The sequence below is a fragment of the Micromonospora sp. MH33 genome (assembly GCF_003013775.1).
Taxonomy (GTDB): domain Bacteria; phylum Actinomycetota; class Actinomycetes; order Mycobacteriales; family Micromonosporaceae; genus Micromonospora; species Micromonospora fulviviridis.
The window spans coordinates 1-3,075 of sequence record NZ_MUYZ01000491.1 but is presented as its reverse complement, the minus strand read 5'-3'; the positions used below and the strand labels follow the sequence as shown (position 1 = coordinate 3,075).

Sequence of the window (3,075 nt, the reverse complement as noted above, 5' to 3'; positions counted from 1 at the left end):
TGCACGGCGCGAGCAGCGTGTACGGCCCTCAGAAGGGCGCCACCCGCGCGGACGTGCTGCTGCTCGACGCCGCGCTGGAGCGCTGGGCGGCCGTGCTGGAGAAGGACCTGCCGGGCTGTCCGGCGGGGCTCGGCGGGCTGCCCGGCGGCGGCGCCGCCGGCGGCCTCGGCGCCGCGGTCCTCGCGCTCGGCGGCCGGTGCGAGTCCGGCATCGGCCTGGTCACCCGGGCCATCGGTCTGGACGCCGCGCTGGACGTCGCCGACCTGGTGATCACCGGCGAGGGCTCCTTCGACCACCAGTCGCTGCGCGGCAAGGCGGTCGCCGGGGTGGCGGGGGCCGCTCGGGACCGCGGGGTGCCCTGCGTGGTGCTGGCCGGCCGGGTGAGCACCGGGCGGCGGGAGGCCGCCGCCGCCGGTGTCACCGAGGCGCACAGCCTGGTGGAGCACTTCGGCGGCGAGGAGCGCGGGGGAGTGGAGGCGGCGATGAGCCGCCCGGCCGAGGGGCTGCGCGCGCTCGGCGCCCGGCTCGCCGGCCAGTGGAGCCGCTGAGCCGGCCCGGACGCCCTCCGCGCGCGGTGACCGGTTGTCGCGTGCGCCTGCCGGTCGCCTGACGGTCCGGCGCCGACCGGGGCGAGTCCGTCATCACGCCGCCGGGTGACCTCGGTGGGAGCGGCGTAGGATCGGATCTGGACCACACCGGGAATCACTGGCGGACGTGCGGCGTTGGCCAGTGCGTCCGGACCTCATACCGCGCAGGGAGACTTCCACGTGACCACGCCAGCGCAGACCGAGTCGACCGAGGCCAAGGCCCCCAGCACCGTCGTCCTCACCGACGTCGCGGCGCAGAAGGTCAAGGCCCTGATCGAGCAGGAGGGCCGTGACGACCTGCGGCTCCGGGTCGCCGTGCAGCCGGGCGGCTGCTCCGGCCTGCGGTACCAGCTGTTCTTCGACGAGCGGTCGCTCGACGGTGACGTCGTCACCGACTTCGGCGGTGTCGAGGTCGTCGTCGACCGGATGAGCGCCCCCTACCTGGCCGGCGCCACCATCGACTTCGCCGACCGGATCGACGCCCAGGGCTTCACCATCGACAACCCGAACGCCGGCAGCTCCTGCGCCTGCGGCGACTCGTTCAGCTGAGTCGACCGGGCCCACGACGCCTGCCGTGAACGGCGGGACCATCCCTCACGGGCTGGTCCCGCCGTTTTTCGTCTCCGCGCGGGGCCCGGACGGGAACGTCCGGCGGGTGTCCGGACCGTGACGCCCGGCTGTGCGGGGCGCGGCCGGTTGTCGACCGACCCCCTCCGTACGGGCGGGGCGACCGGTAGGCTGACCCGCGCCGTGCTCCCGACCACGAGGGTTGACATGAAGATCGCCGTGACCGGCTCGATCGCGACCGACCACCTGATGAGCTTCCCCGGCCGGTTCGCCGACCAGCTCATCGCCGACCAGCTGGACAAGGTCTCGCTCTCCTTCCTCGTCGACGAGCTGGTGCTCCGGCGCGGCGGCACCGCCGCGAACATCGCCTTCGGCATGGCCCAGCTCGGGCTCCGCCCGGTGCTGCTCGGTGCGGTCGGGGCGGACTTCGCCGACTACCGGTCCTGGCTGGAGCGGCACGGCGTCGACTGCGACTCGGTGCACGTCAGCGAGATCGCCCACACGGCCCGCTTCGTCTGCACCACCGACACCGACATGTGCCAGATCGCCTCGTTCTACGCGGGCGCGATGAGCGAGGCCCGCAACATCGAGCTGGCCCCGGTGGCGCAGCGGCTCGGCGGCCTCGACCTGGTGCTGGTCAGCGCCAACGACCCGGCCGCGATGATCCGGCACTCCGCCGAGTGCCGCGAGCGCGGGTACGCCTTCGTGGCCGACCCGTCGCAGCAGCTCGCCCGGATGGACGGCGCGGACGTGCTCGGCCTGGTCGACGGCGCCGACTACCTGATGACCAACGAGTACGAGAAGTCGCTGCTGCAGAACAAGGCCGGGCTGACCGACGCCCAGCTGCTGGACCGGGTCAAGGTACGGGTCACCACGCTGGGCAAGCAGGGCGTGGAGATCGCCGGCCGGGACGTCGGGACCATCCACGTGCCGATCGCCCGGGAGATCCAGGCGGTCGACCCGACCGGCGTCGGCGACGGCTTCCGGGCCGGCTTCTTCGCCGCGCTCAACTGGGGTGTCAGCCTGGAGCGCGCCGCGCAGGTCGGCTGCCTGCTCGCCACCCTGGTGCTGGAGAACTTCGGCGGCCAGGAGTACGAGGTCCGCCGGGACCTGTTCGTCAAGCGGCTCGCCGAGTCGTACGGCGACGCGGCCGCCGAGGACGTCCGGCCGCACCTGCAGTGACCGGCCCGCGGCCCGGGGTGGCCGCCCCCGGCGCGCGACCCGGTCAGTGGCGGCGGCGCACGTCGTAGCCCGGGCCCTCCGGGTGGGCGGCCACGAACTCCTGGCCGCGCATCCGGCACCAGGCCGGGATGTCCACGGCCGCGGCCGGGTCGTCGGCGAGCACCCGGACCACCGCGCCGACCGGCAGCTCGGGCAGCCGCCGGGCGAGATTGATCACGGGTAGCGGGCAGCGCTGGCCCCGGCAGTCGAGCACCTCCTCCGGCCCGCTCACCGGGCTCCCTCCGTTCGCGACTGCGGGGCTCGCAGGACCGGCTCACTCCTCGCGCTCACAGGCCGGTCACCCCCGCTTCGGCGCGCAGGCCGGCGACGATCCCGGGCAGTTCGGCGAGGAGCCGGTCGACGTCCGCCTCGGTGGTCTCCCGGTGCAGCGACACCCGGACGTTGCCGTGCGACAGCACCCCCATCGCCTCCAGCACGTGTGACGGCCGCAACGTCGAGGACGTGCACGAGGAGCCGGAGGAGACCGCGAAGCCCCGCCGGTCCAGCGCGTGCAGCAGCGCCTCGCCGTCCACGTACAGGCAGGAGAAGGTGACCAGGTGGGGGAGGCGGTCCACCGGGTCGCCGACCACCTCCACGTCCGGCACCTCGGCCGCCACCCGGGCCCGGATCCGGTCCACCAGCGGCGCCAGCCGGGCCGCCTCGGCCGCCGCGTCGGCCGCCGCCGCGCGCAGGCTCGCCG

The 3,075-nt window shown here is 74.8% G+C and carries 5 protein-coding genes; 3 read left to right on the top strand and 2 right to left on the bottom strand.

All coding sequences use genetic code 11. From position 1 onward, the window contains the following. The 3 genes from B0E53_RS34865 to B0E53_RS34855 form a co-directional block, all read left to right on the top strand. The coding region (locus B0E53_RS34865; RefSeq protein WP_146167914.1) for a glycerate kinase at window positions 1–548 on the top strand (548 nt) is incomplete at its 5' end. Between the two features lie 219 nt (window positions 549–767). Beyond that, on the top strand, window positions 768–1,136 hold the full coding sequence (erpA, locus tag B0E53_RS34860; protein ID WP_107079767.1) for an iron-sulfur cluster insertion protein ErpA: 369 nt from the start codon (window positions 768–770) through the stop codon (window positions 1,134–1,136). 225 nt (window positions 1,137–1,361) lie between these two features. Further along, window positions 1,362–2,336, top strand: coding sequence for a carbohydrate kinase family protein (locus B0E53_RS34855; protein WP_107079766.1), 975 nt, complete (start codon window positions 1,362–1,364; stop codon window positions 2,334–2,336). Between the two features lie 43 nt (window positions 2,337–2,379). On the opposite strand, the gene B0E53_RS34850 is transcribed toward B0E53_RS34855, so the two are convergent. Continuing rightward, window positions 2,380–2,607 carry a sulfurtransferase TusA family protein gene (locus B0E53_RS34850; protein WP_107079765.1) on the bottom strand — a complete coding sequence of 76 codons (228 nt, stop codon included), beginning with the start codon at window positions 2,605–2,607 and terminating at the stop codon, window positions 2,380–2,382. Window positions 2,608–2,662: 55 nt separating this feature from the next. Next, a partial coding sequence (locus tag B0E53_RS34845; protein ID WP_146167913.1) for an aminotransferase class V-fold PLP-dependent enzyme occupies window positions 2,663–3,075 on the bottom strand: 413 nt, incomplete at its 5' end.

What these genes read in the sequence shown, in the direction of transcription:
- B0E53_RS34855 (WP_107079766.1), top strand. Translation starts at nt 1,362, where the DNA reads ATGAAGATCGCCGTGACCGGCTCGATCGCGACCGACCACCTGATGAGC.